Origin of the sequence: Oceanospirillum sanctuarii (assembly GCF_002150805.1) — a bacterium.
In the GTDB taxonomy this organism is placed as follows: Bacteria; Pseudomonadota; Gammaproteobacteria; order Pseudomonadales; family Halomonadaceae; genus Oceanospirillum; species Oceanospirillum sanctuarii.
In genome coordinates this window covers 223,748-249,695 of record NZ_MTBA01000001.1, presented here as the reverse complement: position 1 = coordinate 249,695, position 25,948 = coordinate 223,748, and the positions used below count along the sequence as shown (strand labels likewise).

The window sequence follows — 25,948 nt, the reverse complement described above, 5'->3', positions numbered from 1 at the left end:
TCAACCTCGTCTGCCTCTGATAAAGCCCAGTACAAAAATCGCCATCAACCCTGCCAGGAGAAGATAAATCAACCAATGCAGCTCATCGCCTTGCTGAGAATCCGATGCAGCATCAGCAGACTCATCTGCTGCTTTCTCTGAGTCCTGAAAGTCCGCGTCCGTCACTTTATTGTCTTCACCCTGAAGTGTTATCTCAGAAACTGAGGATGGAGAAACGGTCTTGGTGACTTCAGGTAACCGGGTCGATTCCAGCAGCGCCTGCAGCTCGCCAAAGTCTGAAGCTGAGAGATAGTCTTCTAACCAGTCGAAAAGCGGGTTATCCGGGCTGGTATGTCCGCTACCCGGCAAACCATTAACCAGCACCTGCTGAGTGAACTGCTCTGCAAGCTGCTTAAGAGTTTCCTCATCGGTCTGCCAGAAACCTTTTTCCGCAGCCACCAGCATCACGGCCAACATGTTGTTATAAACATGGATGTTCTGCGAGTCCTTCAGGAACTCATCCAATCCCAACTGCAGGCTGTCATCCACATAAACCGACTTCACTTCATCCCAGACCCAGCTTTGTACAATCTCAGGACTTGTCACTTGCCAGCCCCATAGATATTCCAGAAATTCGCTACCCATGGTTCGGGCACCAGCATAGCCCTCAGCCATCAGAGGTTTAATCCACTCAGGGTTGATATAACGTCCTCGAAACTCCTGCATCATCGCCCGGGACAGAGGTTTAACCGAGGTATTGTTCCTGTCTGCATGATCAATAACCCAGCTGACCGGCACCTGACCATCACGCTGATGTTCAACGGCCATATTCAGACCGCCGAGAAAGTCGAAGGCATCGTTGTTATCGATCAGGCCGTACAGGTTACTGGCTCGCCCGAGATAGGTGTTGCTTACAGTGGCAAGGTTACGATTGAAGCTGTCGTGCGCCACATCGCCCTGACGATTTAAGCCATAGGCATAGCCCATACGGTTCAGATAGACCTCAGCAACCTGACTGCGATGCTGCCAGCTACCGGAACGCTCAACCACACGATTTACTCCAGCACCATAGCCACCCGGCAAGGTGCCAAAGAGTCGCATACTGGCATTACGCCCTGCCTCTTCGGCTCCTAAGCCAGAAGCCATAAGCTGTTGAGCATCCTTCACCCAGTTCATCGCGATGCGGTTAAACTCCAGCGACTCATTCCCCGGATTCTGCAACACACCTAAAGGTGACAAAGCTTCATTCAGAGCAAGGGAGAGGGACGGCAGTTCACGGCGAATGCGCTCGGAGGACGCATCCAGTGCCAGCAGAACAGCTCGATCCAACCATTCCAGCTGATCACCATAAAGGTCGCGGAAAAGACCTGATGTGGTAAAGACAAAATCACGACGGACACGTCCTGCTTCGTCAGACTGCATCTCTGTATGGCTTAAACGCTCAATCCCTTTCAGAATCCCGCGGCGACTCCAGCGGGGCTTAACCCCCAGCATATCCATAGCAAAGGCGATCATCGCACCTTCATCACGCACCGTATCCGACGCCCATAGCACCATGGCCTCCCTTTCTCCGGGAGCTGACTGGCTGTTAGCGCGAGCTTCCCTTGCCAAAGCTTTGCCCTGTTCATAGGCCAGCTTGGACGGAATCAGACTGCTGTCCAGGGCATAAAAGTTACGTCCGGTAGGTAATGCTTCCGGCGTTCGGATCGGGTCATTACCCTTACCCGCTGCCACAAAACCGCCATTCAGTGCCGCCAGCAAAGCGCTCATCTCATGGCTTGGAGACAGACTCAAAGGCTCACGCCATTTCTCACGAACGGCAAGATCATCAGAAATCGAGGTCAACAAGGTTTCTACCGCATTCGGCTGCCAGTTTCGGCCGAACACATGCAGCCCCATGGGCATAAACTCTTCCTGTAGCTCCGTCAGATAGTGACCAACCTCATGCACCAGCAGATGATCATCTACCTGATCAAAGCTCACACCGCGCACTTTAAGCTCTGCCGCCATGGAGGCTTCCAGCTCTTTATTCAGGTTGAGTCGGTTGAGAGTATCCCGAATCTGAGAGACCGCCTGATTTTGCCCGGTTTCATCCTCACGGATCTCAGCAGCTTCAAAGCTCTCAATCAGCTGACGCAGCGCCAGCAGATCATCGTACAAAGGCGTTGCAATCAAAGGCGGTGTCAGGTGATCGATCATCACTGCACTACCCCGACGCTTAGCCTGAATTCCTTCACCCACGCCATCAACGATGTAGGGATAGATGCTTGGCAGGTCGGCAATCAGGCCAGTCGCATAATCTTCAGCAGACAATCCGGTTCGCTTGCGGGGCAAAAACTCATAGGTCGAATGTCGTCCCAGATGCACTAAGGCATCCGCTTTAAATTCCGACTTCAGGAAATGGTAAAAGGCCACATACTGATGCGGTGGGGGAAAACGGGTATTAGCGTGCAGCAGCTCTTCATTCAGCTCCCAGCCCCTTGGCGGCTGAGGACCGATAAAGATATTGCCAAACTGCAGTCCTGGCAGAAGCAGCTCATTGTTCCAGACCATGATGCGACCGGGAGCCTCTCCCCAGCCCCTGAGTCCTTCGATACCGGTTTTGCGAAGTCCTGAGATCAGGACCTCACCTTCACGCCAACACTCTGAATCTGCAGTGATATCGGCTTTCTCCAGACAGCTCTCGAAGGAAGCCTCCAGCTGGTCCAGAAGATTCAGCGCTCTGTCTCTGGCGTTATGATCCGCGCCTTCCAGCAGATGATGGACACTGTCGATGGTCTCCCGCAGATTTCGCTGAAGCAGCTCACGATCCGCCTGAGCCAAGCCGCCACGGCTAATGGCAATTCGGATCGCCTCACGGGTACTGGATTGCAGATAAGCCAGAGGGCCGTTAATCAACTCCTGCTGCAACGCTTCAGGCCAGCTATCCAGATGTTTCTGATAGCGGTCCGCACTCATGTTCTGAACCCGCTGAGACATATCCGCCAGTACAGAAGCATCCTCAGGCAGATTCACCGCAGACTGCTGTATCAGATCCAGCAGGGCTTCAGCGCTCTCCGGCAAAGTCCCCGTGTTGTAGCCCGCCGCCTTAAGCTCATTCAGGAGATGCCAGAGGGTTTCCGGCACATTGAGGTTATCCGCTCCGATATTGTGGCGACCCGGCGGGTGGTTGTAATAGATGATGGCCACTCGTTTGTTAGCATTCGCTTTTTCCTGCAGCACCAGCCAGCGCTTTGCCCGTTTCAGCAGATAATCCACCTGAGACTCAATGGGATGACTCAAACGCAGCTCTATACCTGTTATCGGATCGGTTTTGGCAGGCGTTAAAGCTGCCAGTACCAACGGCTGGCTTTGCCCCTGTAGCTCAGGCATGGCGATGCGATAATGCACCGTCTGAACCGGCAACCCAACCTGAGAAGCCTGCCACTGAGCTTCAGTCTGCTCCCACAAGCGAATCCCTTTCAAGACAGGGATGCCCCATTGGGCTAACAGCGTATTCACCGTTTCCCGGTGCTCACCGCCACCTAAAACAAAGTCATTCAGGTTGATCAGCACCTTAGGCTGTTCAGCTGGCAGGATACGTTGTAACGCAGTAATAGCATCGGCGGTCGGTTGTCCCCAGGCAGACAGCACCCGAATACATTGCAGGCCGCTTTGGGCACACAGCAAAGTGCTCAGATCTCTGTCACCGGCACGCTCTGCCTTAATATGATCCAGCAGAACCAAACTGGGCTCAGATTTGACCGGAAGTTGGTTCAGCTCTGACAAGTTGTAGGCTTTATCAAAACCCGACTTTCCATAAAGCGCAAAACGCACATTATCCTGAACTTTAACCTCGGGCACTTTAAGGCTGTTATCAAAGGGATACAGAAGATGAGCAAACAGCCCTGTCAGGTTATTCAGGCCGCCCTGCTGCCAGAATAGCTTGGCCTTCAGCCAATAGCTGAACTGAGGGTTCTGCCGAAACTCTTGTTCCATCCATTGATAAAAGGCATCGCCATCCGGTGGACGTCGCCAATGCTCAATCAAATCAGATGGCAAAGGAGCAAACAGACGACTCTGACCAATCTGTTGCTGTTGCAGCAAACGACGATCACTGTGCACAACCACCAGCTGATCGTTTGGTTCCCAGTTATGCTTCAACAGCAGATCAGCCACTTCACCAAACTGGCCTGCAGCAAAAACAACATCTGAGGCCAACCAGGACTGTCGCTCTGATTCTGTAGCCGCAAGAAACTGAGTTGGAGTACGGGCAATCAGATGATGATTGGGGTACACACGATGAAAGTCTGACGCAGCCGCCGCCCATTCACTGGCTGCACGATCGGATACCAGAGAAAACAACTGAGCACTTTGAGCGCTGTAGCTGAAAGTAAAAAGAGAAAGAAATGTCAGAACGCCAACAAGAGCACGCCTGAGAATAAACAGAGATTTTAACTTACTAACCAAAGGACACCTTTCCTTTGGCACACACGGGTAGCCCGCTGAGATACAGCGGTTGCAGAGTTCCACATTCATCTCCACCCGAGATGAGCCTTTTACATATTCGTGGGGAAATCTCAGGCCGGTCTCCGGACTTATGACCCAGCACTCAAAGCACTGGCAACTGCACCTTCCCATGATAAAACATCACAGTGGATCAGCAGCGCATTAGGATCATCTACCGTTGCGGGGGCAGTGCAGGCTTGAACATACCTCTTTAAGAATAAGGCGGTGTACCTGCTTCCCGTTTAACTGTGAAATCACAGCACCCGAAATCGTTTTTTCTGGCCAACATCCTGAAAAGCCAATCTTTTTTCTCAGTCCTTTAATGGGGCGTGACCTTAGCCTATCTCATTTGCGATCACAAGAATCATTTGCACCTAAAGCCCCAGTGCCGAAACCGACAAAAGCGACAACAAACCAAAAGAAAACGGCAGGTAGAGTAATTATCAAGGTGAACCGTGAGAACTAAGTAGTCGTAAAGATGTATCTATAGAGACAAAATAAAAAGAAGGGTCAACCAATGTCACGCAAACAAACTAAAAAGTGCCAGTTGAATCGTTTAGGGCTGCTCATCAGTGAGTTTCAGGAGATCAGCCGCCAGCTTCACGAGAAACATCAGCAACTGTCTGCGAAGATCCGCCATCTGCCAAACTGAATCCCGTTTCCATAAGACTCATCCCACTTCTTATAAAAAACGGAATTCACTGTATAGGAATATCTCAGGCGGTCTTTTTCACGCCCGCAATCAGGTCTTCAAGGGGCATAGGGCGAGCAATATGGAATCCCTGCCCCAGATCACAGCCAGATGAAGCAACCAGCTCCTGCTGCTCCTGATTTTCAATGCCTTCTGCAACCACATTCAAACCCATCGCTTTACCCAGAGACACCAAAGCTCCGACAATGGCTGCAGCCTCAGGCCCCTTTTGCAAAGGGGCAATAAAGGAGCGATCTATTTTCATAGTATTAACCGGAAATTCCTTCAGGTAAGACAATGAGGAATAACCGGTACCAAAGTCATCAATCGCCAGCTTAACCCCAAGATCCCGAAGGTTATCCATCGACTGCCGGGCATCTTCGACCTTATCGATCAGCATGCTCTCAGTGATTTCAAACTCCACCAGCGAAGGATCAATCCCGGTAATCTGTAGCGCTTCCTGAATAACACCCACAACGCCCGGATTCAGGAACTGACGAACCGAAAGGTTAATGGCCACCTGAAGCTTAAGACCCGTTTCCTGATTGATACGACAGGTATCCTGCATCGCCTGCAGAATAATCCAGCGACCAATAGGATTGATCAGACCGGTATCTTCCGTCAGAGGAATAAAGCTCCCCGGCGGCACCATAGATCCATCATCCTGGGGCCAGCGCAGCAAGGCTTCCATCCCCATCATCTTGCCGGTTTTAAAGTCCAGCTTAGGTTGGTAGTGCAGAGTAAACTCTTCATTGGCAACAGCACGGTGCAAACGAGCTTCCAGACGAACCCGCTCAGCGCTACTTCGGTTCAACTCATCGGAGAAGAAACGATACCCCCCCTTGCCTTCGGCCTTAACCATATTCAAAGCAGCTTCGGCACATTGCATCAGGCCATCTTCGCTTCGGGCATTATCGGGGTAAACCGCAATTCCGATACTGCCGGATAGAAAAACCTCTTCACCTTCTGCATCGAAAGGTTTATCAAATACCCCCAACAAGCGACGGGCAACGACGTTAGCATCTTCAGGGGCGCGCAGCTCACTCAGAATAAAGCTGAAATCATCACCGCCAATGCGGGAGATCAGGTCTGAATCCCGCTCCGATCGATCTTCCTGGCGCGCCAGCAGATCGGTCGAACGCACACGCCCCTTAAGGCGCTCCGCCACCTGAACCAGAAGATCATCACCAATGGCAAAACCAAAGGCATCGTTGATCATACGGAAACGGTCAAGGTTCAGTACCAGAAGACCGGTTCGGGACTGATGACGGTTGGAAATATTGAATTCATGGCCCAGTCGGTTACGGAAAAGAATCCGGTTAGGCAGTTCGGTCAGAGGATCATAGTGCGTCAGGCGCTCCAGCTCTTCTTCCGTGCGTTTCTGCTCCGAAAGATCACTGAAGATGGCAAAATAATTGGTGACGGCGCCTGCCTCATCCCGAACCACTTCGATGGAGAGATACTTCATAAAGAAGCTGCCATCAGGACGACGGTCCCAGACTTCACCACGCCAGACACCTCGGCGATTCAGCTCACGCCAGATTTTCTGGTAAAAATCGGGGCCATGGCGGCCGGATTGGTTAACTTTTGGGGTGCGGCCAACCACATCCGTAGATTTGAGGCCGGTCAGGCGGGTATAGGCTTCGTTGACATAAACCAGATGCTGATCTGCATCGGTAATCATCACTGCAAAATGGGCGTTTTCAACAACACGGCTAATAAGATTCAGCCTTGCAGAGGTATCTCTGTGCCGACGAACTTCACTTTTCAGGTGATGACGGATCTTATCCGCTTCCTGTACGTGTTCTTTAAGCTGCAGCTCAAGTTCTTCGCGGCTCAAACCACTGTAATCCACAACATCGTTACCTACGGTAGGGATTTCTGCTTCCATTCATTTTCTCCCAGCTGACGATAGCGCTGATAACGTCCCTGAGGCAAATACCCTGATAAAACAACCGATTAAAAGAGATATTTACCATATATCAATTAGCGAAATATTGTACGCTTAAAAAGGTATGAAAAACAGTAGGCTTATCAGGGTTATATTGCAAGCCAGGTTGGCAAAATCTAAAAAGGGCAGGATAGACACCCGCCCTTTCTATGTCATAACCAACAGCGTTCAAACACTGCTAATCACTGGCTTCTGTCAGCAACTGGGCATGACTCTGAGCGAAAGTATCTCCGGGACGCCCCAGATAGTAGCCCTGCCCATAATCGATACCCAGTTCACGAACCTTATCCATAACCTCTTCATCTTCGATAAATTCAGCGATGGTTTTAATTCCCAGGTTCTGCGCCAGAGTCACAATACTCTTCACAAAGGCCATATATTTGTCATCGTTGAGCATATTGCGAATAAACTCGCCTTCAATTTTGATCACATCAATCGGGAAGTGTTTGATGTAGTGGAAGGAGGAGAAACCCGAACCAAAGTCATCAATGGCGAAATTAAAACCTTCCAGCTTCAGATCCAGTACAAACTTCTCAAGCAAGTTGAGGTTACTCACCGTCTCACGCTCGGTCAGTTCAAAAACGATGCGCTCAGGCCCAATATTCTTATCCAGCGCCAATTGATGAATTCGGCCAATAAACTCACTGACAATCAGAGATTTCGGTGACAGATTCACAAACAGCTTACCGGTGTAGCCCTGAGCAACCATCTGATCGAAGGCTTTTTCGATCAGCATATAGTCCATCTTATGCACCACCCCGATCCCTTCGGCGATATCAATAAACTCCCCTGCCGGAACGATGCGGTCGTCCATCTGAATACGCATCAGCAGCTCGTGAATTTCAACCTCACCATTTTTCGCATCCACAATCGGCTGGAAATAAGGCACGATCCGCTCCTCTTCAAGAGCGTTAAGCACCATAATATTCTTGGCTCCCGCCTCCTTATAAACCTCGGCGACTTCATCATCATCCGGTAGGGCGATACTGTTACGTCCAAGACGCTTTGCCTTGTACATCATGTTATCCGCCAGCAGGAAGAGATCTCTTGGATTCTTCGCGTGCTCCGGGTAAATAGCAATACCGATCGAGCTGGTCGCCCGCATCTGCTCACCATCCGGTGAACGCAGATCCATCTGTTCAATAGCTCGCTTGATACGCTGCGCAACCGAGAATGCCTGCTCCTGAGTCGCTTCCGGCAGGATAATGGTGAACTCATCACCACCGTAGCGGGATAGGAAATCACCGGGACGAACAGAGTCTTCCAGCACCTTGGCAAATGCCTGTAGGAACTGGTCGCCATAAGCATGACCAAAGCGGTCATTGACGGTTTTAAAGTTATCCAGATCCAGCATCAGAAGGGCAAAACTGTCTTTGTGCCGACTGGCGCGCCCCACTTCATACCCCAGCAGCTCTTTAAACATACGCTGGTTATGCAGACTGGTCAGAGGGTCACGGGTGGCATAAAACTCCAGATCCTGGGTGTACTTGTAGATCGCTTTAACTGAGCCCACCAGGTTCAGCAGGGTGGTCAGAATGCCATCGATCACAATGTGTCGGATAGGATCACGGGCCAGATCCGACTGCACACCAATACCGACCACACCACCAATTTTAGGTGTTTCCAACAGCAGAGACTTAGTCTGTAGTTCAATATCTTCCGGTGTAATCGGACGCAACCCCAGAGTTTCAGGCTCAGGGTGAGCAACATGATGGGTAATACTCAGAATCACCGCACCCTTATGGAAATGCTGATCCCCTTCAATATTTGCCCGCAGGAAATTTTCAAAAGCGGTGCGGGTCTCTTCTGGTACATCCTGATACCAGAACACTTCAAGCTCGTATCCCTCATCATCCACCTGAAAGATGGTCACCAGAGTGTGAGCCTGAATGATGGTATTGATATCCACCAGCAGGTCTTTAATAAAATCACGCCAGTCGCGAACCACATCAGAGGTGATAATAAATTTACTTAGCAGGCGGATCTCAAATTCGAGAATATCCTTATCCACCGCTACATCTTTCAGCTTCTCCATCAGAGAGCCGACATGGGTAAAGGCCTGATTAAACTCATCAAAATAAAAGTCGACTTTTTTGGTATCCAGCTCGCGGAAATCTTTAACCGAGTTCACATCCTTAAGCTGCTCTTTAAAGCGCTCCATAGACTGCTTGATGCGAACCGAGATCGATGCCGAAATGGCCAGCGCCGCAAAAATGATCAGCATAGCGGCGATAATAAAGAGTGCGATGTAGTTCTGGCGGATATCCTGGCTGAATGGCTGCAGATCCTGTTTGATCTCAATAACCCCAAGTACATCACCAACCTGAGCATTAGTATGACATTGCTGGCATTCACTTCGGGCCTTAAGCGGATACAGACGACGGATAATGTTGTCGGAACGGCTCAGATGGTGTTCACCGTCCTGAAAGGTCTGCTGGATATCAGCATCTAAAACCGGTTGTTTAATGGTACCGAACAGACCCTCAACCCGTTCACCGCGATAGATTTCAATATCGAAGGGAGTGTCTGCAAAAGAGGCTTTGGTTTCTGTGAGGAAGGCTTCCAGATCCTGTCGTGTCCACCCCTGACGCATCACCTGAAACATACTGTTAAAGGTACTTTGGGCGATGCTTTCAGACGTTTGCGCCGCCTGACGATGAATCACATCCTCATACAGCAGGGTTGCCGTTAGTGTGACACTGAGAAAGACCACCATGGACACCGCCATAATGGAGATAAGCACATAGCCCCGAAGTGTTCGGATAAAGCGGATGATTTTACGATGTAACGGCATTCACTTGCTCTCTGGCGACCAATAAAAAAACAGCTCACTGAAATAAAACCGGACGCGTCCATTTAAACAGGGGTTGAAACGATTCCTGATGATACAGCTCAAAGCTTATGCAGGCTCTCCCCCATTGGTTATAGGGTTATTTGGGAGGAATAGTGGAAAACAGCTTACAGCTGAAGCCAACACTCTAAAAAATCTTTAGAATAGCCAGCCAGCAATAAAAAAAACTAGATGCTTCCGGTCAGGTAACGCTGACCACTGCTTTACCAACAATAAGAAATGGTTTGTTATGCATAAAACAAAACAGTTTGACCGAATTGATCGCCGTATCCTCGAGGTTTTGCAAAGAAACGCCAACATCAGCAACCTTGAACTGGCAGAACAGGTCGGCCTCTCCCCCTCTCCCTGCGCCCGCCGGGTAAAACTTCTGGAAGATGCGGGCATTATCAATCGTCAGGTGACGCTGCTGAACCAGACCGCTCTGGGACTGGATCTCACCATCTATGTTCAGGTTTGTCTGGAATGCCAGATTCCGGAAAGACTGGAAACCTTCGAGCGCAAAATCCTGAATTACGATGAAGTTCTCGAATGCGCTCTTATTACAGGTAGCGATGCGGACTTTATGCTGAAAGTGGTAATGCCGGATATGGCCTATTACGAACACTTTCTGCTGAATGAATTAAACCGGATTGAAGGCGTGACCAGCATACGAACCAGCTTCGTACTGCGTCAGGTTAAAACCCGCACAGAACTGCCCCTGAATCATCTGAGTTAAGACGTCCCTCCGATTAGAGAATCAGAGCTCAAAACACTCTCTTCTGCACAACATCCATCTGTGCAGAAAACTCAGCACTGCATCAGGAAGAAGCAGTGCTAAGCCGATAAACCTCAAATTTCTTCAACTCTTAAACGTCTTAAACCCCAAGCGTATTAAACCCAGGATCTCCGCCTTTCCTGAAGAAACATTATGCGACCGTTATTCAGACAGTTGTCCTTTGATCATACCGCTGGCCAGCACCACCCCAAGACTGATCAGAGCAATCCCGCCAATAATCATCAGAGTCACCTCTTCGCCAAACCAGAGGTAAGCGATTGCTGACGCTGCAACTGGTGTCAGAGAACCGATCGCAGAGGTCACCTCAGCACCAAGGCGACTGATGGCAAAAGCAAACAGAAGACCCGATGCCAGACCCGCGCCCAAACCCTGAGCGACCAACTGGCCCAACTGTTGTTCCAACGTCAGTTGAAACCAGCCCAGTTCAGGTTGCAGAATCAGGCCCGACAGCAAAAGCAGAGTGCCTGTCGGCACCGCCACCGTAGACGCGGCAACTAAAGGCGATAAGCCACATTGACGAATGGAGAGCGCAAACAGCGCCCAGAGAAAGCTCGCCGACAGAAAGAGAACAATTGCACCAACATGAGTACTTCCGGCCACAGAGTTAGCGATGAAAGCGATCACACCGGAAAAGATCAGAATCAGACCCGCCAGACGCCAACCGGAAAGAGGCTGGTTAAAAATCAGCACGGCCATCATGGTGACAAAAAGTGGCGCCACACCCGGAATCAGCGTACTGCCCTCGGCAACCTGCCCCAGCTGCATTCCCATAGCCCCAAGCCAGAAGAACGGCAAACCACCACCGATCAGCATCCCCAACAGATAGATCACAGGAACCTGTCGGATCTTTTGTATGTTTCGGAAAAATACAGGCAGCAGAATCAGTCCCGGCAGGCCAAAACGTAGCATGGCAATCTCAAAGGTACTGATGGGCGTTACCGCACCGGCACGCAGAGACAAAAAATAGCCAGACCAGACAAACACCATCATCAGTGCCGCGCCCAAACCCAACATCTTCTGAGCGGCAGGCATCTCCAAGGATTTCACCTCCAGAACAGAAGATTTCTTACTGTCACGGTCTTCAAGAGTAGCGTTATTTGAATGGATCAGTGTATCAGCGGACATAATCACTTCCCGATAATCGGGGTTAAGCCAGCGGCTTAATCCCACATGTTGTTATTTTCACAACATTGTCGCCAAACTCCTTTGGCATAAGTGATCAAAGACAGCTTATAAAACTACCTGATTAGCTGTTTTAGCTAACAAAAAGAAAATAAATCAATTCAAAAACCAAGCAATAAGCAATAGATAGCGATCAAAGCCAACATACAACCAAACCTATTCAGAGAAGAGCACCGGGAAGGAGGGAGGGTAAAATCAACAGAAAACTAAACCGGTGAATCCGGCTCTTCGTAAAATCAGGTCGCGGACAAACAGTGATACTGAGAAGAGCCAGACAGAATTAACCGGCACTAATCAGAGCAATACAAAAGAGCAACACTGAAAGAAAACCAGCGGAGTATCAGATGACCAGATCGGACCAGCCCAAAATGGCAAGTCAACTCAAGGACAACTACACGCTTTATTACGACGGTGCCTGCCCGCTGTGCCGTAAAGAAGTTAACTGGCTCAAGAAGCGTTGCGCCAGCAAAAGCTATCGGCTCGGCTTTATTGATATCAGCGAGCCCTCTTTCGATCCCAAACCTACCGGGCGTAGTCTTGAGACGCTGATGAAAGCTCTTCATCTCAAAGGGCCTGACGAAGAATGGTGGACAGCGATGGATGCCACAAGAATCATCTATCGGGAAATCGGCCTTGGCTGGCTGATGGCACCCACAGCGTGGCCGGTTCTGAAACCACTTTTTGATGGCTTGTATGCAGGCTTTGCCAAAGTTCGCCCCCGTTTACAGCGTGAGCCCTGTGATCGTTGTATCCGATAACGAGAAAAGCCAACTCAGGTTCTGAGCTGGCTTATCGGTTGCTTGTATTGTGTGCTTTATGGCTAACATTGTGTGCGTTATGACTAACTTAGTAGCCTTCAAACTGAGCAACGTTCGAGCTGAGCAGCCTTATAACGGAGAAGCCCCCGCAAACCAGCTAATCAGTTCAGTAACTGACTTCTCCTGACACTCAGCTGCACCTGTCCCTGCCCATAGCGGCGAAAAATCCCAACTTCCTTGTTTCTCAGCAGCAGCTCTCAAAGGAGCGATACCATTGGTTGCCAGCGGGAACGCAGGTGTTTTATCCGACATAGGTCCTTGCTCCGCCATCAGGCGGTTAACCATACCCCGTGCTGGGCGGCCGGAAAACAGATTGGTAATTGCCGTGTTCTGAGTCATCTCACTTTTCAGAGCACTTCGATGCAATGCCGATGTTTTAGCTTCCGGAGTGAGCAGAAACCCTGTGCCAATTTGAACAGCACTAGCGCCAAGCTCCAGCATCTCAGAAACCTGCTGCGGCGTTGAAATTCCACCTGCGGCGACGACAGGAATATCAAGTTGCTGAACCAGACCTTTAACCAGCTCGCGGGTTGGCAACTGCTCTTCAAGATCAGCTCGCAGGAAATGTCCCCGGTGGCCACCGGCTTCCAAACCCTGAGCAATCACCAGATCCGCGCCCTGGTCCTGCAACCAGAGACCTTCCGCAAGGGTTGTCGCTGAAGAGGCGATCAGGCCTCCCCAGGCTTTAATCTCAGTCATCAGGCTCTTATCCGGCAGGCCAAAGTGGAAACTAACCACTTCAGGCTTAAAAGGCGCAATGGCGTCCAGATAATCCCGGGAGAAAGGCTGACGACCTGCACCGGATGCGACACTGGCGGGATCAACATCCAACTCGTTAAAGTAAGGAGCCAAAGTATCCAGCCAACGTTTCTGATCCTCATCCGAAGGCTCAGGCGGTGTGTGACTGAAGAAATTCAAATTGATAGCACGTCCCTGCTTCGCCCGAATTAACTCAAGCTGCTCAGCTACCTGCTCCACCGAAAGCATGGCGCAGGGTAAAGCACCAAGACCACCGGAATCACTCACGGCAATCGCAAGTACACTATCCTGAGAACCCGCCATAGGCGCCTGGAATATCGGATATTGAAGGCTTTGAAACAGCGCCTGAGGGGTTCTGGTTTGGATTTGCTCGGACATAGATGCTCCTGAATCTTTTGCGACACCCGAAATAGGATCTGGCTATCAAATCAGGATCTGACAAACAATCCAGGATCTGACAATCAAACTTAGAGCTAAAGTCGCTTTATAGGGTGCGCAGAGAATATGCTAGCATCAGCATCATTAAAAATGATTAATCAAGAACACCTGATCTGGAATTGAGATGGCTTTAAATAATCTGGACCTGGATGCACTGGAAATTTTCCGTACGGTTGCCACTGAAGGCGGCGTGACACGGGCAGCCCGTAAACTTAATCGTGTGCAATCGAATATCAGTACCCGATTGATGCAGCTGGAAGAACGCTTAGAAGTCACCCTCTTCCATCGTATCAACCGTCGGCTGGAGCTGACCGCAGAAGGCACCCTGCTACTGAGCTACGCCGATCGTCTTCTACAACTGGCCGAAGATACCGAAGCGGCTTTTCGGGGCGGGGTTGCTCAGGGGCAGATACGGATAGGCTCTATGGAAAGCACAGCGGCCGCCCGTCTGCCGGAACTGCTCTCGGCCTATCACGCTAAACATCCTAAAGTACAGCTGGATCTGGTCACCGATACCACCGCCAATCTGGTGGAACGGGTTCAGCATTATGATCTGGATGCCGCCTTTGTTGGTGAACCTATCACCTCTGATGAATTTGAAAGCATGGAAGCTCATCAGGAAAAACTGGTGCTGATCGCAGCCCGTGGCAAGGGTTTTAACAAAGCCAGCGATGCGTTGAATGAAAATCTTATCACCTTCCGCAGCGGCTGCGCCTATCGCAGAATTTTTGAAAACTGGCTGGCCAGTGAAGGTGCTACTGCACGTAACTGTATGGAGATGAGTTCCTATCACGCGTTGGCAGCCTGTGTGTCGGCAGGAACCGGCATCGCCGTGATACCGGAGGCGGTATTAGATGTGCTGTTGATCGGACCAAGCGTTCAGCGTTTTGAGCTGCCAGAACGCTTTGCACTGGTGAAAACCCTACTGATCTGGCGACGCAACTATCAATCTACCAAGCTGGACGGCATCAAAGAGCTGGTCACCAGCATCAAAGAACAAAATGCCTGTAATCAGGACGCTTTAACCACAATCTGATCAGCAAACAGATACCCGACACTGTAAACCGTACGGATCGGAGAACCCTCTTCATCCCAATCCTGCTGGATCTTCTGGCGCAAGCGACGCACCAGAGTATCCAGCGCACGCTGGGCGCTTTCGTCGTCTCGACCATAAAGCGCCATCAGGAGCTTAGGCCGTTTAACAGGCTCTGACGGTGTTTCCGCCAACATCGCCAATAAACGATATTCCTTAACCGTACACTCGATATCGTCATTCTTTGGCGTAATCAAAGACCAACTCTTGCTGTTCAGTTGCCAACCGGCTGCTACATCCTCTTCGGGCTGATCCACCGCCACCCGACTGATATTCCGTTCAGCCAGACTCATAATGGCAGCAGCCAGCTCCTGACCTTCCACAGGCTTACCCATAAAAAGATCGGCACCGGAGCGATAGCAATTCACACGGGAGTTGAGGCCATCATTAGCAGTAATCACAATCAGCGACATCTCACTGTTATTCCGGGCGAAATCCACCAGCTCTTCACCGGAAGCATCCGGTAAGCCCAGATCGATTACCGCGACCTGAAATGCTTCCTGCTCCAACAACTGATAAAAACCTGCAGCCGTGCCCGTGCCCTTCACAGACAATCCTTTCAGCCCCAGATACTCCACCAGACTGTCCCGCAAGAACTGGTCATCTTCGACCAGCACCACAGAAACAGGTTGGGATAATCCTTTTAATGCGTTCATTCTCATCAACTCCTGCGACTGAATCGGTTATTCAGCCAAACTCTTATCTTTAACTCTGTACCATCTAAACCAAACCAGGCCGTGATATCAGACGATGCTGTTATCCGGCTTATAACCATTCTCAAAGGAAGACAGGGCTTCCTCGGGCGCAGCTTGTGCCCTCAGCCTGATACGCGCCTCAAAGGTGTTATCATTTTCGATCAGATCAATCTGATCTCCCAGCTGATCAACAATCTGTTCAACCAGATTCAACCCCAAGCCAAGACCGCTGGTACCAGCACTGTTACTACCCCGGGTATATTTCTCAGTCAGTTTCTTACCGGGCTTGCCAACAACACCTGTAACGGGATTCTTCACACTGAAAATAAGCCCGGAACCATCTTCCGCTTCACTCAGAGCGACCTTAATCGCAAAAGGATCTGAGCTGTATTTTCGGGCATTATCCACCAGATTAAACACCACGGTTTTCATCAGCGAAGAATCCAGACTCTTGTACCAGGCATGCTGAGCATTTACGGTGTAATTCAATCGGATACTGCTCCACATAACGTGAGCTTCATCCATAAAGTTATCCAAAAGTGAAACCAGCTCTTTTTGTTCATGTCGCTGTTCCAGAGCCTGCTTCCAACTCGCCCCTTTAATCGTTTTATCGAACACTTCCTGCAGACGCTCGGAAGCCTGCTGCATGACATGGAGGTTATGCCGCCCCGTCCAGTCAGGTTTCTCCTTCAGTTCAAGAATCTCAAGATTGGTTTTCAGGATTGACAGAGGTGTCCGATATTCGTGGGAGATCATATCGATAAAGCGCTCCTGCTCGATTCGCAGGCTTTTCTCCTGATCAAGTACCTTAATCAGTTCGTGATTCATACCGGCAGCCATCTCTTTAGCACGCTGTTCTGATACCTGCGCAGCTTTTAATGCTTTCTTCTCCGCAGACATAACGCGCTCGGCAAAGGCCTGATTCAGCAAAAGCATGTGTAAGAGTGAAGTGAACTGGAAGATATGAATCGTAAAGATATTTTCCGGCAGCCAACCCAGCAACCGACTGAAATTGATGAAGACACCGGCTGCGGTCAGGAAGAGTGCAGAAAAAACGAACCAATCCCCAGCGGTTCCGCCCTTAAGCCTCAGGGCAAAACAAACCATCAGAGTGGTTGAGAAAAGGATCGCATTAATGCCAACAATCTGGCCGAGATATGCGTAGATATCAAAGGGCGATGTAATCGCCATAATTAAGCCAAGTACAGCCGTTAATTGAAGATAGCCTTTGACCCAGGAATTTAACGTTCTGGAACCATCGGACAAAAGGTAGATACAAAGCATACTGAAACAGAGGAAACCCAGCCCTGTGCCTGCACCACTGAATACATCGGAAAGGTAAGCAGGCGCATGCTCAAAGACGACAAAAAAGATCCCTGTGATCGGCATATAGGATGCCATGATGGTCAACAGGTAGAACGCATACCAAAAGTAGACCTTATCCCGCAGGCGATAAGCCACAAAAAGTGAGAAGGCCGCCAGAATAAAAGAGATAGTGGTAAAGCCCGCATAGAAAAACAGATACTTATTGCTATCACTCACCATAGCTTCATCAGTCAGAAGTACTGCATTCAGAGAGTGGGCAGTATTAGTTCTGACCCTGATGAAAATCTGATACTCGCCTAGCGCCCGAAATGACGGATAGGCCTGATAAGAACGGATGCTTTTCAGGGGGAAAAGCATTCTGAAATGAATATAGGGTTTCTCGGCGCTACTGGTGTGATCCCCCAGCGCAACCTTCTGATAACTGTCCGCATCCTTGGCATCGATCCCTGTCTGAAAATAAACATCCACCTCATTTAACTGAGAGGGAGACATCCAAAGATAATCGAAGGAATTTAACTCACTATCCGTCAGCTTCAAGCTTAGCCAGCTATTCGACAGGGTATAACCACGGCCTAAAGAGCCATCCAGAGGCTTAAAAGCATCATGTTCCAGGCGATTGATTACCTGCTGCAGCTCGAGAGGCTCTTCGGGATCATCGAGCCACATAAACCGGGCTGTCAGCCTTTGATCAGTATTGCTCCGTGCTTCGGGATGATTCGCCTGTGCAGGGGAGATAGAGAGCAACATCAAACCGATGACCAACATCATCACAAGCAGTGCGCGTAGTGGAGAAAAATCAGATCTGAAAATTGAGGGCACGAGCACAGTAAAGTCCTGCTGGGATGTTAAAGAGGCCTAAAGAGGTGGAATGCTAGCAGGTTTGTTCTTAAGGCACTACGCCGGTAAAAATCGGGGTCAGAATCCGTCAGTTTCTCAAGAGTGACAAGCCAGCAAGCCTTTACCAGAATATAAAAGCCCACATTAAAACAGCGAGTAACAACATGACCATTTCAGGCTATCTTAACCAGCTGCTGAAGGATGGACAGTTTTGGTTTCTGAAAGAAAGCGCCATGGATCTCTGGCTGATCAATAAAAACCCTCAGGTACTGCCTTATCTGGCTATCGCCTATCACTGTATGGATGAGGTTTCTGTTGGCCAACATTGGCTGCAACAGTGCCGCTGCTCCCTGCCAAGGGATGAACAAAAAGAGCTGGCCAACAGCATTGGTTGCCATGCTCCGGCAGATATAGAGCCTCAGATCCGTCTGATGCTAAACGAACTGGCAGCCTGATTCGGCTGCCAGAATTCACAATCTCGAATTGAAAGATCTTTAGTGCTCTCCTGACGCGAATATCCCCCAAAACACTAAGAAGCTGTCTGTAAGCGCCCGCTTTCATCCAGCATCTGAGCGGTTTCATCTGTCAGTTTCAGCCAGACAATCAGCACGGTGCCTGCAGCAACAAAACCACCTGCCAACCACAGCCCAATATCGTAATGACCGGTTTGCTCAGCCAGAATCCCGGTTAAAGCAGGCGCTATCATCTGAGCGGCTCCGTATGACAGCGTCATCTTTCCCATCAGCTTCGCCGGTTTGGAGGGATAAAGCCTGCCAGCCATCGTCAGAACCAAGCTGACACAACCAATGAAAGTACCGCCAAAGAGCAGCGCACTGAACAGTGCAACTTCAAGGGAGTGGAAAAAGGTCGGCAGAATAATACCCGCTATCTGAAGGCTATATGCCATGATGAGGGCATTCAGATAGCCCACTTTTCGGGCAATCAGATCCCAGTTCATCACTGCAGGGGCGGCAGCCAAACCGACAACCGCAAAGGTCAGCGCCCCCATTCCGGTCAACTGCGGAATACGCTCAACGATGGTCACAATAAAGGTCGCACTGATTACATAGCCATAACCGGCGCAAAAATAAGCCGTCAGCATCAGCCACATAAACTTTTTCGTTGGCGGCATATCCTGCATATTCTGACCACCGCCCTGCGCCTGACTCATATCCGGCTTGGGTAACCAACTCCATGCGGGAACAGCCAACACAGCGGCCAAAGCACCAAACCAGAGCCATTGATGTTGCCAGCTCTGTCCTAACTGCAACATCAGCTCTACAAACAGAGCGGCAACCATGATACCAATGCCGACACCGGCAAAGTGGATACCCAGTTCACTGCGATGACCATGACGAATCAGCCAGTTCAGAATCAGACCCGATGCGATCAACATAGAGCCAGCACTGCTTAAACCGGAGAAGAAACGCAGGATCACCCAAAGCCAGAAGTTCTCGGTCATCGCCATCAGGATTGTAGTGACAACCGCCAGCACCAGCCCGACCCGATAGAGCAGATCCTTCAACCGCAGATCACTCAGTGACGCGGCCAATAAAGCACCTGCCATATAGCCGGCATAATTAACCGCTGCTAACCAGCCACCTTCAATATCACCGATCCAGGTCTGTTGCTGCATAACCGGCAACAAGGGTGTATATGAGAATCGTGCAATACCGATGCAGATGATCTGACTGAAAACCCCAGCCAGTAGCACCTGAAAACGCTGAACCTGCCCCATGGTGAACTCCTTATATTAGAGCCCTCCACCATAAGACAGCCCAGCCATCAATAGAAATGAATTAAACTGATACCTGTAATCTCAAAAAAAGATACTTAGTGTTTTTGCCAGGATAAAAGCAAAGAAGCCCGCCACTGCAAGTTGCAGTGGCGGGCTTCTTTCTTTCAACGCAGAGGCTCAGCTATCAGCTATAACCAAGGCTCTGAAAGCACTTGAACATGGCGTTCAGGCACTTTGTTACACGATTCAGGACGCTACCGTCTGAGGCTTTACACGCCCCATCAGAACAAAGAATGCCAGAACCATAACCGTTGGCAGAACCCATGCCAGACCAAGATCATACAGTGGCATAAAACTCAGATCAGGCAGTTTAACGCCAGCAGCTTTCAGACCTTCAAGCACACCAAAGAACAATGAAACCGACAGCGTCAGTGCCAATGCTGGCTTTTTCATACCGATCTGGCCAGAGAACACACTGAACAGCATCAGAGCAACAGCAATCGGATAAACCGATACCAGAACAGGAATACTCAGTTCAATCAGCACACCCAGTTCAAGGTTTGCCATCATGATGCAGAAAACAGCATTGATCACGACATAGCCCGCATAAGGGATTGGCGTCAATTGAGAGAAATAATCAGAGCACGCACTCAGCAGACCAACCGCTGTGGTCAGACACGCCAGAGTGATCACGCCAGACAACACGATTAGCCCAAGAGTACCGAACTCATTTGCGACAAACGCGGTCAGAATTGCGCCACCAGAACTGGCGCCTTCAACACCGAAACCTGCGCCCAGGAAGAACAGAGAAACATAAACAAACGCCAGACCCGCTGCAGCAATCAGGGCTGCAATCACCAGATAACGGTACTGGTTAGCGGAATCGGTCACACCCTTCTTATTCAGTAGATCAACAATCAGCATACCGAACATAATGGAAGCCAATGCATCCATGGTGCTGTAGCCATCCAGAATACCTTTCGCGAAAGGGGCTTCAAGGTAGGCTGCATCCGTTGGCAACACCTGACCACCACTGGCTGTCAGTACCGCAAAGGAAAGCGCGACCAACAGCACGATCAACAGAGGTGTCAGCACCTTACCGATGGAATCCATCAGCTTGCCCGGAAAAAGAGCCAGCAGTGATGCCACCGCAAAAAACAGCAGCGAATAACCAAACTGACTGATCAGAGGCTCTTCACCAAACGGCTTGATACCTAACTCAAACGCCACCAGACCAGTACGTGGAGCGGCAATCAGAGGCCCAATAATGATGAAAATAGCAACGGAGATAAAAATGCCGATACCCGGATGCAGCATTTTTGTCATTTGAGAAATACCGCCACCGGCTTTAGCCACAGCAAAAAGCCCTAAAAGCGGTAAGCCTACTGCAGTCAGCAGAAAGCCCAGCATGGTAGGCACAACCTCTTCGCCTGCCAACATACCCGCCATGGTCGGGAAGATGATGTTCCCCGCCCCCAGAAAGAAGGCGAAAGTCATAAAACCTAAACCAAGCACATCAAATGGTTTTAATTGCTTATCCAAAACAAACCTCAGTCGCTTTTGCACTAATCTTTACGGCTCGCGCAATAAAAAAGGCCAGCCTTTCTAATAGAAAAGCGGCCTTTTATACCAGCAGATCTGCAAATAGCAACCAAAAGCACCTAACCAACTAAGTTAAGCTCAACTTTTAGTCGTTAGAGCACAACTTTAAATACTATTTAGTCGATTTCACCAACTGTTTACCCAGCATCGCCAGAATTCCGCCCCCTGTAATCAGAGCAATCCCCAACCAGGTATTCAGGGACAAGACCTCACCCCAAAGCCACCAGCCCATCAGGGCAGCAAACGCGACAGAGCCATAGGTAAAAGGCCCTAGCTGACCGGCTGGTGCCAAACCATAAGCTTTACTGAGAAATAGCTGAGCCAACGTTGAAGTCCCTGCGACAACAAACAACCAGATCAGGGTCTGCCAACCAATAGGCTGCCAAACCATTAAGGCCGGGATAAAAGAGAAGATCGCGCTGAAAAAGGCAAAGTAGAAAACGATACGCTGAGCGGGTTCCGTGGTTCTCATCTTACGAATGGTGACTTTTGCCAGGGCTCCCAGACAAGCGCCCCCTAATGCGATCAGCACCGCCACATTCAGCTTTCCTTCCTGAGGATTCAGCACAAGAAAAGTACCAGCAAAACCGATCAGAATCGCCAGTTTCACCACAGTCGGAATACGCTCCCCAAGCCAGATAAAAGCGATCACAGGGATAAAGAAAGGCGCCGTTTGCTTCAGTAGGGCAGCCTGAGCTAAGGGCAGATAGCCCCAGGAATAGAACAGACACGTCATCGCCGTTACACCGACACCGGCCCGCATCAGATGCAAACGAATACGACTGGTTTTGATCGCATCGAGCCCGTTGCGCATCAGCCAGGGTAACAGGATGACCAGCCCCAGAGCATTGCGGAAAAACACAATCATCTGCACGGGTACATCATCAGCGATATGTTTTACCACCATGCCGGACAGCACCAGAAACAACTCTGAGATCAGAATCAGACCGGCCCCCAGCACCAAAGCCGAACGATGCTCATCTACTACCTGGGAAGGGTTCTGCACAAAGACCTCTCTACGTGTTTAGGTATTGGCTTAATACGCCTTAATACCTGCCTCTAAAAATAAAAGAGGGTGGATTCTATCCTGCTAAATCAGAAATTCCAGTGATAAGAAACAGCTTTAGACGAAAGAGGTCATTTGTGGCGCAACTCATTATGCATCAAGGCGTTAGGGGAATATCTGTCGAAATGAAAACAAAACCTCAAACTGCAAAAATTACAATAAAAACGGCGTTTTTTTAGGGCTGCGGTCTATTTTCTTGAAGTACTTTTGCTATACTTGCGCGCAAATCAAATCTGATTGAAAGCGCAGTACCTCTTTCTAAAAGGCTTAAGTGCCTTTTTTTGGTGGGGCTGACGCGCAAATTAACCTGACTGTATAGCGTAGAAACATGTCAAACTTAGATCACTATCGTAACATTGGTATCTTTGCCCACGTTGACGCGGGTAAGACCACTACAACTGAACGTATCCTTAAACTGACCGGTATGATCCACAAGATCGGTGAGGTTCACGATGGTGAATCTACCACTGACTTCATGGAGCAGGAAGCCGAGCGTGGTATTACTATTCAGTCTGCGGCAGTAAGCTGCTTCTGGAAAAACCACCGCTTCAACGTTATTGATACTCCTGGGCACGTTGACTTCACCGTTGAAGTATACCGTTCCCTGAAAGTACTGGATGGTGGTATCGGCGTATTCTGTGGTTCCGGTGGTGTTGAGCCTCAGTCCGAAACCAACTGGCGCTATGCAAACGAATCTGAAGTTGCTCGTCTGATCTTCGTAAACAAGCTGGACCGTATGGGTGCAGACTTCTTCCGCGTTGTTGATCAGGTGAAAAACGTTCTGGGTGCAAACCCTCTGGTTATGACTCTGCCAATCGGTATCGAAGATGATTTCACTGGCGTTGTAGACGTACTGACCAAGAAAGCCTACATCTGGGATGACTCCGGCGAGCCAGAAAACTACGAAATCACTGATGTTCCTGCAGACATGCTGGACCAGCTGGAAGAATACCATGAGATGCTTGTTGAGACTGCTGTAGAGCAGGACGACGACCTGATGGAAGCTTACATGGAAGGTGAAATGCCTTCTATTGAAGACCTGAAGCGTTGTATCCGCAAAGGTACTCGTGACCTGGCATTCTTCCCTACCTTCTGTGGCTCTGCATTCAAGAACAAAGGTATGCAGCTGGTACTGGATGGCGTTGTAGATTACCTGCCTTCTCCAACTGAAGTTGATCCTCAGCCTCTGACTGATAAAGAGACTGGCGAGCCAACTGGTGAAGTTGCAACTGTATCTGTTGACGAGCCTTTCCGTGCTCTGGCGTTCAAGATCATGGACGACCGTTTCGGTGCTCTGACCTTTATCCGTATTTACTCCGGTAAACTGAACAAAGGCGACACTGTACTGAACTCTGCAACTGGCAAAACAGAGCGTATCGGCCGTATGGTTGAGATGCAGGCTGATGACCGTAACGAGCTGAGCTCTGCTCAGGCTGGTGACATCATCGCTGTTGTAGGTATGAAGAACGTTCAGACTGGTCACACTCTGTGTGATGTTAAGCACGAATGTACTCTGGAAGCTATGATCTTCCCTGAACCAGTAATCTCCATCGCGGTTGCTCCTAAGGACAAAGGTTCTTCTGAGAAACTGGGTGTTGCACTGGGTAAAATGGTTGCAGAAGATCCATCCTTCCAGGTTGAAACTGACGAAGATTCCGGTGAGACCATCCTGAAAGGTATGGGCGAACTGCACCTGGATATTAAAGTAGACATCCTGAAGCGTACTTTCGGTATCGAGCTGGTTGTTGGTGCTCCGCAGGTTGCATACCGTGAGACTATCACTCAGCCAATCGAAGACAGTTACACCCACAAGAAGCAGTCTGGTGGTTCCGGTCAGTTCGGTAAGATCGACTACCGTATCAAGCCAGGTGAAGTTGCTTCCGGCTTCAAGTTCACCTCTACAGTTGTTGGTGGTAACGTTCCTAAGGAATTCTTCCCAGCGATTGAGAAAGGCTTCGCTAGCATGATGGAGCAAGGCCCTCTGGCTGGCTTCCCTGTGCTGGACGTTGAAGTTGAGCTGTACGACGGTGGCTTCCACGCAGTTGACTCCTCTGCAATTGCGTTTGAAATCGCCGCTAAAGGTGCATTCCGTCAATCCATGCCTAAAGCTGGCCCTCAGCTGCTGGAACCTATCATGAAGGTTGACGTGTTCACTCCTGACGACAACGTAGGTGACGTTATTGGTGACCTGAACCGTCGTCGTGGCATGATCAAAGACCAGGAAGCTGGTGCAATGGGCGTTCGCATCAAGGCTGACGTACCTCTGTCCGAAATGTTCGGCTACATCGGTCACCTGCGTACCATCACTTCAGGCCGTGGTCAGTTCTCTATGGAGTTCAGCCACTACTCAGCTTGCCCAGCGAACGTTGCTGAGAAAGTTATTGCTGAAGTTAAAGAGCGTAACGCTAAGAAGTAATTCTGACTGGCAGGCTTTGCCTGCCGTTCTGAACTATTTCACCCAAAACCCCGGGGCATCGCCGCCGGGGTTTTATTTTGTCTGTCCTATTCTGCAGACAATCGCACACCGACCGGAACTCTTATGAACCGTAAAAAGAAACTGAACCAGATCCTGACCAAAAAAGCCAAACGCGCCCAAAGCAAAAAAGCATTTGAAAGCGGCGGCTGCAATAAGCATCGTTATATCTCCAAGGCAGAGCGGGCAAAGATGGAAGCTGAAGAAGCTGCACAGAATGAGACCGAGCAGCCTGCAAGCGAATAAACGGAAAAGTAGCTAACTATGGCGAAGATACGGGAAGCAGAAACAAAAACAGCTTCCCGAAGGAAGCCGCTCTCAGTACCAGTCAGACGGAAGTGATCAACAAATCACTTGAAAAAGCGCATGGTCAGAATAGTCTGCGACCAGAACTTCCACTGACCGCCTTCTTTCTTGAACGCCTGCAGTAGCTCAAGCTGATTGTTATTAAAGGCACCTGCCCCGCCCACTTTCCGGGTTGTCTGACTCACCTTAACCACCGCAAACTCTCCGGTCATTCCGACAAATTCGTAGTCATTCAGCTCGTAGGTCAGATCGTACTGCTGAAAAAGTGGCGCCACCTGCTGGCGGGTTGCCTGATAGCTTGGCGACTGTCGATGGATCGTATTCATCATACGCTCCATATCCTCACTTTGGGTTGCCGTCATATTTTCCTCTACGACCGCTTTCACATCCTCTGCAACGCCCGCAAATACTGACGAAGAAATGGCTGTCAGTACAACCAAAAAACCAACACGAAAAAACTTAACCATAGTAATGTCCTTGATTATGGATTTGGCCGAAGCCTTAGTGATCATAGTAACGGTTAACCCTGCTGTAATAAAACCACTCTTAGCGATTAACCCTTATTCCTCCGCACCATCGAACCGATAGTAAAAGCCCTTGTCACAATATTGTCATTTGAAATTCATATTAGGAATCATGATACTGAATGACGTCATTACATCATGACCTCAAAGGAACGGCTTATGGCAACGCAAGAAACGGAACTTCCTGCAGACAGCAACCACAAGAAAAAAAACACCTCGCTTCGCCTCGACAGCAAGACACTGAAAGCACTTAAAATTCGAGCTATTGAAGAAGACACCAGCGTTCAGAAGCTGATCGAAAACCTGATACAAGCCTACCTTGACGGACGAATCACATTTATCAAAGGGAAGTAAAC

19 protein-coding genes and 1 riboswitch are annotated in these 25,948 nt (G+C 49.7%); of the genes, 8 read left to right on the top strand and 11 right to left on the bottom strand.

The window, feature by feature from the left end:
- Entirely contained in the window at window positions 1-4,428 is a 4,428-nt protein-coding gene (locus BV405_RS01110) for a cobaltochelatase subunit CobN (RefSeq protein ID WP_176329996.1), read from the bottom strand.
- 96 nt (window positions 4,429-4,524) lie between these two features.
- Window positions 4,525-4,749: riboswitch (cobalamin riboswitch) on the bottom strand.
- Window positions 4,750-4,984: 235 nt separating this feature from the next.
- Between BV405_RS01110 and BV405_RS17930 the strand changes: the two genes are divergently transcribed.
- Entirely contained in the window at window positions 4,985-5,119 is a 135-nt protein-coding gene (locus BV405_RS17930; protein WP_281251629.1) for a hypothetical protein, read from the top strand.
- A 64-nt stretch (window positions 5,120-5,183) separates the two neighbouring features.
- Here the strand turns inward: BV405_RS17930 and BV405_RS01105 are convergent, their stop codons facing one another.
- Both BV405_RS01105 and BV405_RS01100 read right to left on the bottom strand, forming a co-directional pair.
- Window positions 5,184-7,049 (bottom strand): putative bifunctional diguanylate cyclase/phosphodiesterase, encoded by a 1,866-nt coding sequence (locus BV405_RS01105; RefSeq protein ID WP_086479003.1) that lies wholly within the window; start codon window positions 7,047-7,049, stop codon window positions 5,184-5,186.
- Between the two features lie 238 nt (window positions 7,050-7,287).
- Window positions 7,288-9,903, bottom strand: coding sequence for a putative bifunctional diguanylate cyclase/phosphodiesterase (locus tag BV405_RS01100; RefSeq protein ID WP_086479002.1), 2,616 nt, complete (start codon window positions 9,901-9,903; stop codon window positions 7,288-7,290).
- 286 nt (window positions 9,904-10,189) lie between these two features.
- Between BV405_RS01100 and BV405_RS01095 the strand changes: the two genes are divergently transcribed.
- Window positions 10,190-10,675, top strand: coding sequence for an Lrp/AsnC family transcriptional regulator (locus BV405_RS01095; RefSeq protein WP_086479001.1), 486 nt, complete (start codon window positions 10,190-10,192; stop codon window positions 10,673-10,675).
- A 201-nt stretch (window positions 10,676-10,876) separates the two neighbouring features.
- Here BV405_RS01095 and BV405_RS01090 read toward each other — a convergent pair whose 3' ends face one another.
- A complete protein-coding gene (locus BV405_RS01090; protein WP_140054412.1) occupies window positions 10,877-11,860 on the bottom strand; it encodes a DMT family transporter in 984 nt (327 codons plus the stop codon).
- 401 nt (window positions 11,861-12,261) lie between these two features.
- On the opposite strand from BV405_RS01090, the gene BV405_RS01085 reads away from it, so the two are divergent.
- Window positions 12,262-12,675, top strand: a complete 414-nt coding sequence (locus BV405_RS01085; RefSeq protein ID WP_086478999.1) for a thiol-disulfide oxidoreductase DCC family protein — start codon at window positions 12,262-12,264, stop codon at window positions 12,673-12,675.
- A gap of 129 nt (window positions 12,676-12,804) precedes the next feature.
- Here the strand turns inward: BV405_RS01085 and BV405_RS01080 are convergent, their stop codons facing one another.
- Window positions 12,805-13,872 (bottom strand): NAD(P)H-dependent flavin oxidoreductase, encoded by a 1,068-nt coding sequence (locus tag BV405_RS01080; RefSeq protein ID WP_086478998.1) that lies wholly within the window; start codon window positions 13,870-13,872, stop codon window positions 12,805-12,807.
- A 184-nt stretch (window positions 13,873-14,056) separates the two neighbouring features.
- Between BV405_RS01080 and BV405_RS01075 the strand changes: the two genes are divergently transcribed.
- Window positions 14,057-14,968, top strand: a complete 912-nt coding sequence (locus BV405_RS01075) for a LysR family transcriptional regulator (RefSeq protein ID WP_086478997.1) — start codon at window positions 14,057-14,059, stop codon at window positions 14,966-14,968.
- On the opposite strand, the gene BV405_RS01070 is transcribed toward BV405_RS01075, so the two are convergent.
- Window positions 14,944-15,681, bottom strand: a complete 738-nt coding sequence (locus BV405_RS01070; RefSeq protein ID WP_176329995.1) for a response regulator transcription factor — start codon at window positions 15,679-15,681, stop codon at window positions 14,944-14,946. The genes BV405_RS01075 and BV405_RS01070 overlap by 25 nt on opposite strands.
- Before the next feature lie 87 nt (window positions 15,682-15,768).
- Complete coding sequence (locus BV405_RS01065; protein WP_176329994.1) at window positions 15,769-17,712, bottom strand: sensor histidine kinase; 1,944 nt, start codon at window positions 17,710-17,712, stop codon at window positions 15,769-15,771.
- A 335-nt stretch (window positions 17,713-18,047) separates the two neighbouring features.
- Between BV405_RS01065 and BV405_RS01060 the strand changes: the two genes are divergently transcribed.
- A complete protein-coding gene (locus tag BV405_RS01060) occupies window positions 18,048-18,338 on the top strand; it encodes a hypothetical protein (RefSeq protein ID WP_086478994.1) in 291 nt (96 codons plus the stop codon).
- A gap of 74 nt (window positions 18,339-18,412) precedes the next feature.
- Here BV405_RS01060 and BV405_RS01055 read toward each other — a convergent pair whose 3' ends face one another.
- From BV405_RS01055 to BV405_RS01045, 3 genes are all read right to left on the bottom strand, one after another.
- On the bottom strand, window positions 18,413-19,621 hold the full coding sequence (locus BV405_RS01055) for a YbfB/YjiJ family MFS transporter (RefSeq protein WP_086478993.1): 1,209 nt from the start codon (window positions 19,619-19,621) through the stop codon (window positions 18,413-18,415).
- A 246-nt stretch (window positions 19,622-19,867) separates the two neighbouring features.
- Window positions 19,868-21,163: a branched-chain amino acid transport system II carrier protein gene (gene brnQ / locus BV405_RS01050; protein WP_086478992.1), complete on the bottom strand. Its 1,296-nt coding sequence runs from the start codon at window positions 21,161-21,163 to the stop codon at window positions 19,868-19,870.
- 172 nt (window positions 21,164-21,335) lie between these two features.
- Window positions 21,336-22,229 carry a DMT family transporter gene (locus BV405_RS01045; protein ID WP_245832192.1) on the bottom strand — a complete coding sequence of 298 codons (894 nt, stop codon included), beginning with the start codon at window positions 22,227-22,229 and terminating at the stop codon, window positions 21,336-21,338.
- A gap of 388 nt (window positions 22,230-22,617) precedes the next feature.
- Between BV405_RS01045 and fusA the strand changes: the two genes are divergently transcribed.
- Window positions 22,618-24,705 (top strand): elongation factor G, encoded by a 2,088-nt coding sequence (fusA, locus tag BV405_RS01040; protein ID WP_086478991.1) that lies wholly within the window; start codon window positions 22,618-22,620, stop codon window positions 24,703-24,705.
- A 123-nt stretch (window positions 24,706-24,828) separates the two neighbouring features.
- Window positions 24,829-25,008, top strand: a complete 180-nt coding sequence (locus BV405_RS01035) for a DUF2986 domain-containing protein (protein WP_086478990.1) — start codon at window positions 24,829-24,831, stop codon at window positions 25,006-25,008.
- A 104-nt stretch (window positions 25,009-25,112) separates the two neighbouring features.
- On the opposite strand, the gene BV405_RS01030 is transcribed toward BV405_RS01035, so the two are convergent.
- Window positions 25,113-25,535, bottom strand: coding sequence for a hypothetical protein (locus BV405_RS01030; protein ID WP_086478989.1), 423 nt, complete (start codon window positions 25,533-25,535; stop codon window positions 25,113-25,115).
- Window positions 25,536-25,751: 216 nt separating this feature from the next.
- Here BV405_RS01030 and BV405_RS01025 point away from each other — a divergent pair, with 216 nt between their 5' ends.
- Entirely contained in the window at window positions 25,752-25,946 is a 195-nt protein-coding gene (locus tag BV405_RS01025; RefSeq protein WP_086478988.1) for a ribbon-helix-helix protein, CopG family, read from the top strand.
- Window positions 25,947-25,948: the final 2 nt, after the last annotated feature.

What these genes read in the sequence shown, in the direction of transcription:
- BV405_RS01065 (WP_176329994.1), bottom strand. Translation starts at nt 17,712, where the DNA reads ATGTGGCTCGATGATCCCGAAGAGCCTCTCGAGCTGCAGCAGGTAATC.
- BV405_RS01105 (WP_086479003.1), bottom strand. Translation starts at nt 7,049, where the DNA reads ATGGAAGCAGAAATCCCTACCGTAGGTAACGATGTTGTGGATTACAGT.
- fusA (WP_086478991.1), top strand. Translation starts at nt 22,618, where the DNA reads ATGTCAAACTTAGATCACTATCGTAACATTGGTATCTTTGCCCACGTT.
- BV405_RS01025 (WP_086478988.1), top strand. Translation starts at nt 25,752, where the DNA reads ATGGCAACGCAAGAAACGGAACTTCCTGCAGACAGCAACCACAAGAAA.
- BV405_RS01070 (WP_176329995.1), bottom strand. Translation starts at nt 15,681, where the DNA reads ATGAACGCATTAAAAGGATTATCCCAACCTGTTTCTGTGGTGCTGGTC.
- BV405_RS01095 (WP_086479001.1), top strand. Translation starts at nt 10,190, where the DNA reads ATGCATAAAACAAAACAGTTTGACCGAATTGATCGCCGTATCCTCGAG.
- BV405_RS01090 (WP_140054412.1), bottom strand. Translation starts at nt 11,860, where the DNA reads ATGTCCGCTGATACACTGATCCATTCAAATAACGCTACTCTTGAAGAC.
- BV405_RS01030 (WP_086478989.1), bottom strand. Translation starts at nt 25,535, where the DNA reads ATGGTTAAGTTTTTTCGTGTTGGTTTTTTGGTTGTACTGACAGCCATT.
- BV405_RS01055 (WP_086478993.1), bottom strand. Translation starts at nt 19,621, where the DNA reads ATGGGGCAGGTTCAGCGTTTTCAGGTGCTACTGGCTGGGGTTTTCAGT.
- BV405_RS01100 (WP_086479002.1), bottom strand. Translation starts at nt 9,903, where the DNA reads ATGCCGTTACATCGTAAAATCATCCGCTTTATCCGAACACTTCGGGGC.
- BV405_RS01075 (WP_086478997.1), top strand. Translation starts at nt 14,057, where the DNA reads ATGGCTTTAAATAATCTGGACCTGGATGCACTGGAAATTTTCCGTACG.
- BV405_RS01085 (WP_086478999.1), top strand. Translation starts at nt 12,262, where the DNA reads ATGACCAGATCGGACCAGCCCAAAATGGCAAGTCAACTCAAGGACAAC.
- BV405_RS17930 (WP_281251629.1), top strand. Translation starts at nt 4,985, where the DNA reads ATGTCACGCAAACAAACTAAAAAGTGCCAGTTGAATCGTTTAGGGCTG.
- BV405_RS01035 (WP_086478990.1), top strand. Translation starts at nt 24,829, where the DNA reads ATGAACCGTAAAAAGAAACTGAACCAGATCCTGACCAAAAAAGCCAAA.
- BV405_RS01060 (WP_086478994.1), top strand. Translation starts at nt 18,048, where the DNA reads ATGACCATTTCAGGCTATCTTAACCAGCTGCTGAAGGATGGACAGTTT.
- BV405_RS01080 (WP_086478998.1), bottom strand. Translation starts at nt 13,872, where the DNA reads ATGTCCGAGCAAATCCAAACCAGAACCCCTCAGGCGCTGTTTCAAAGC.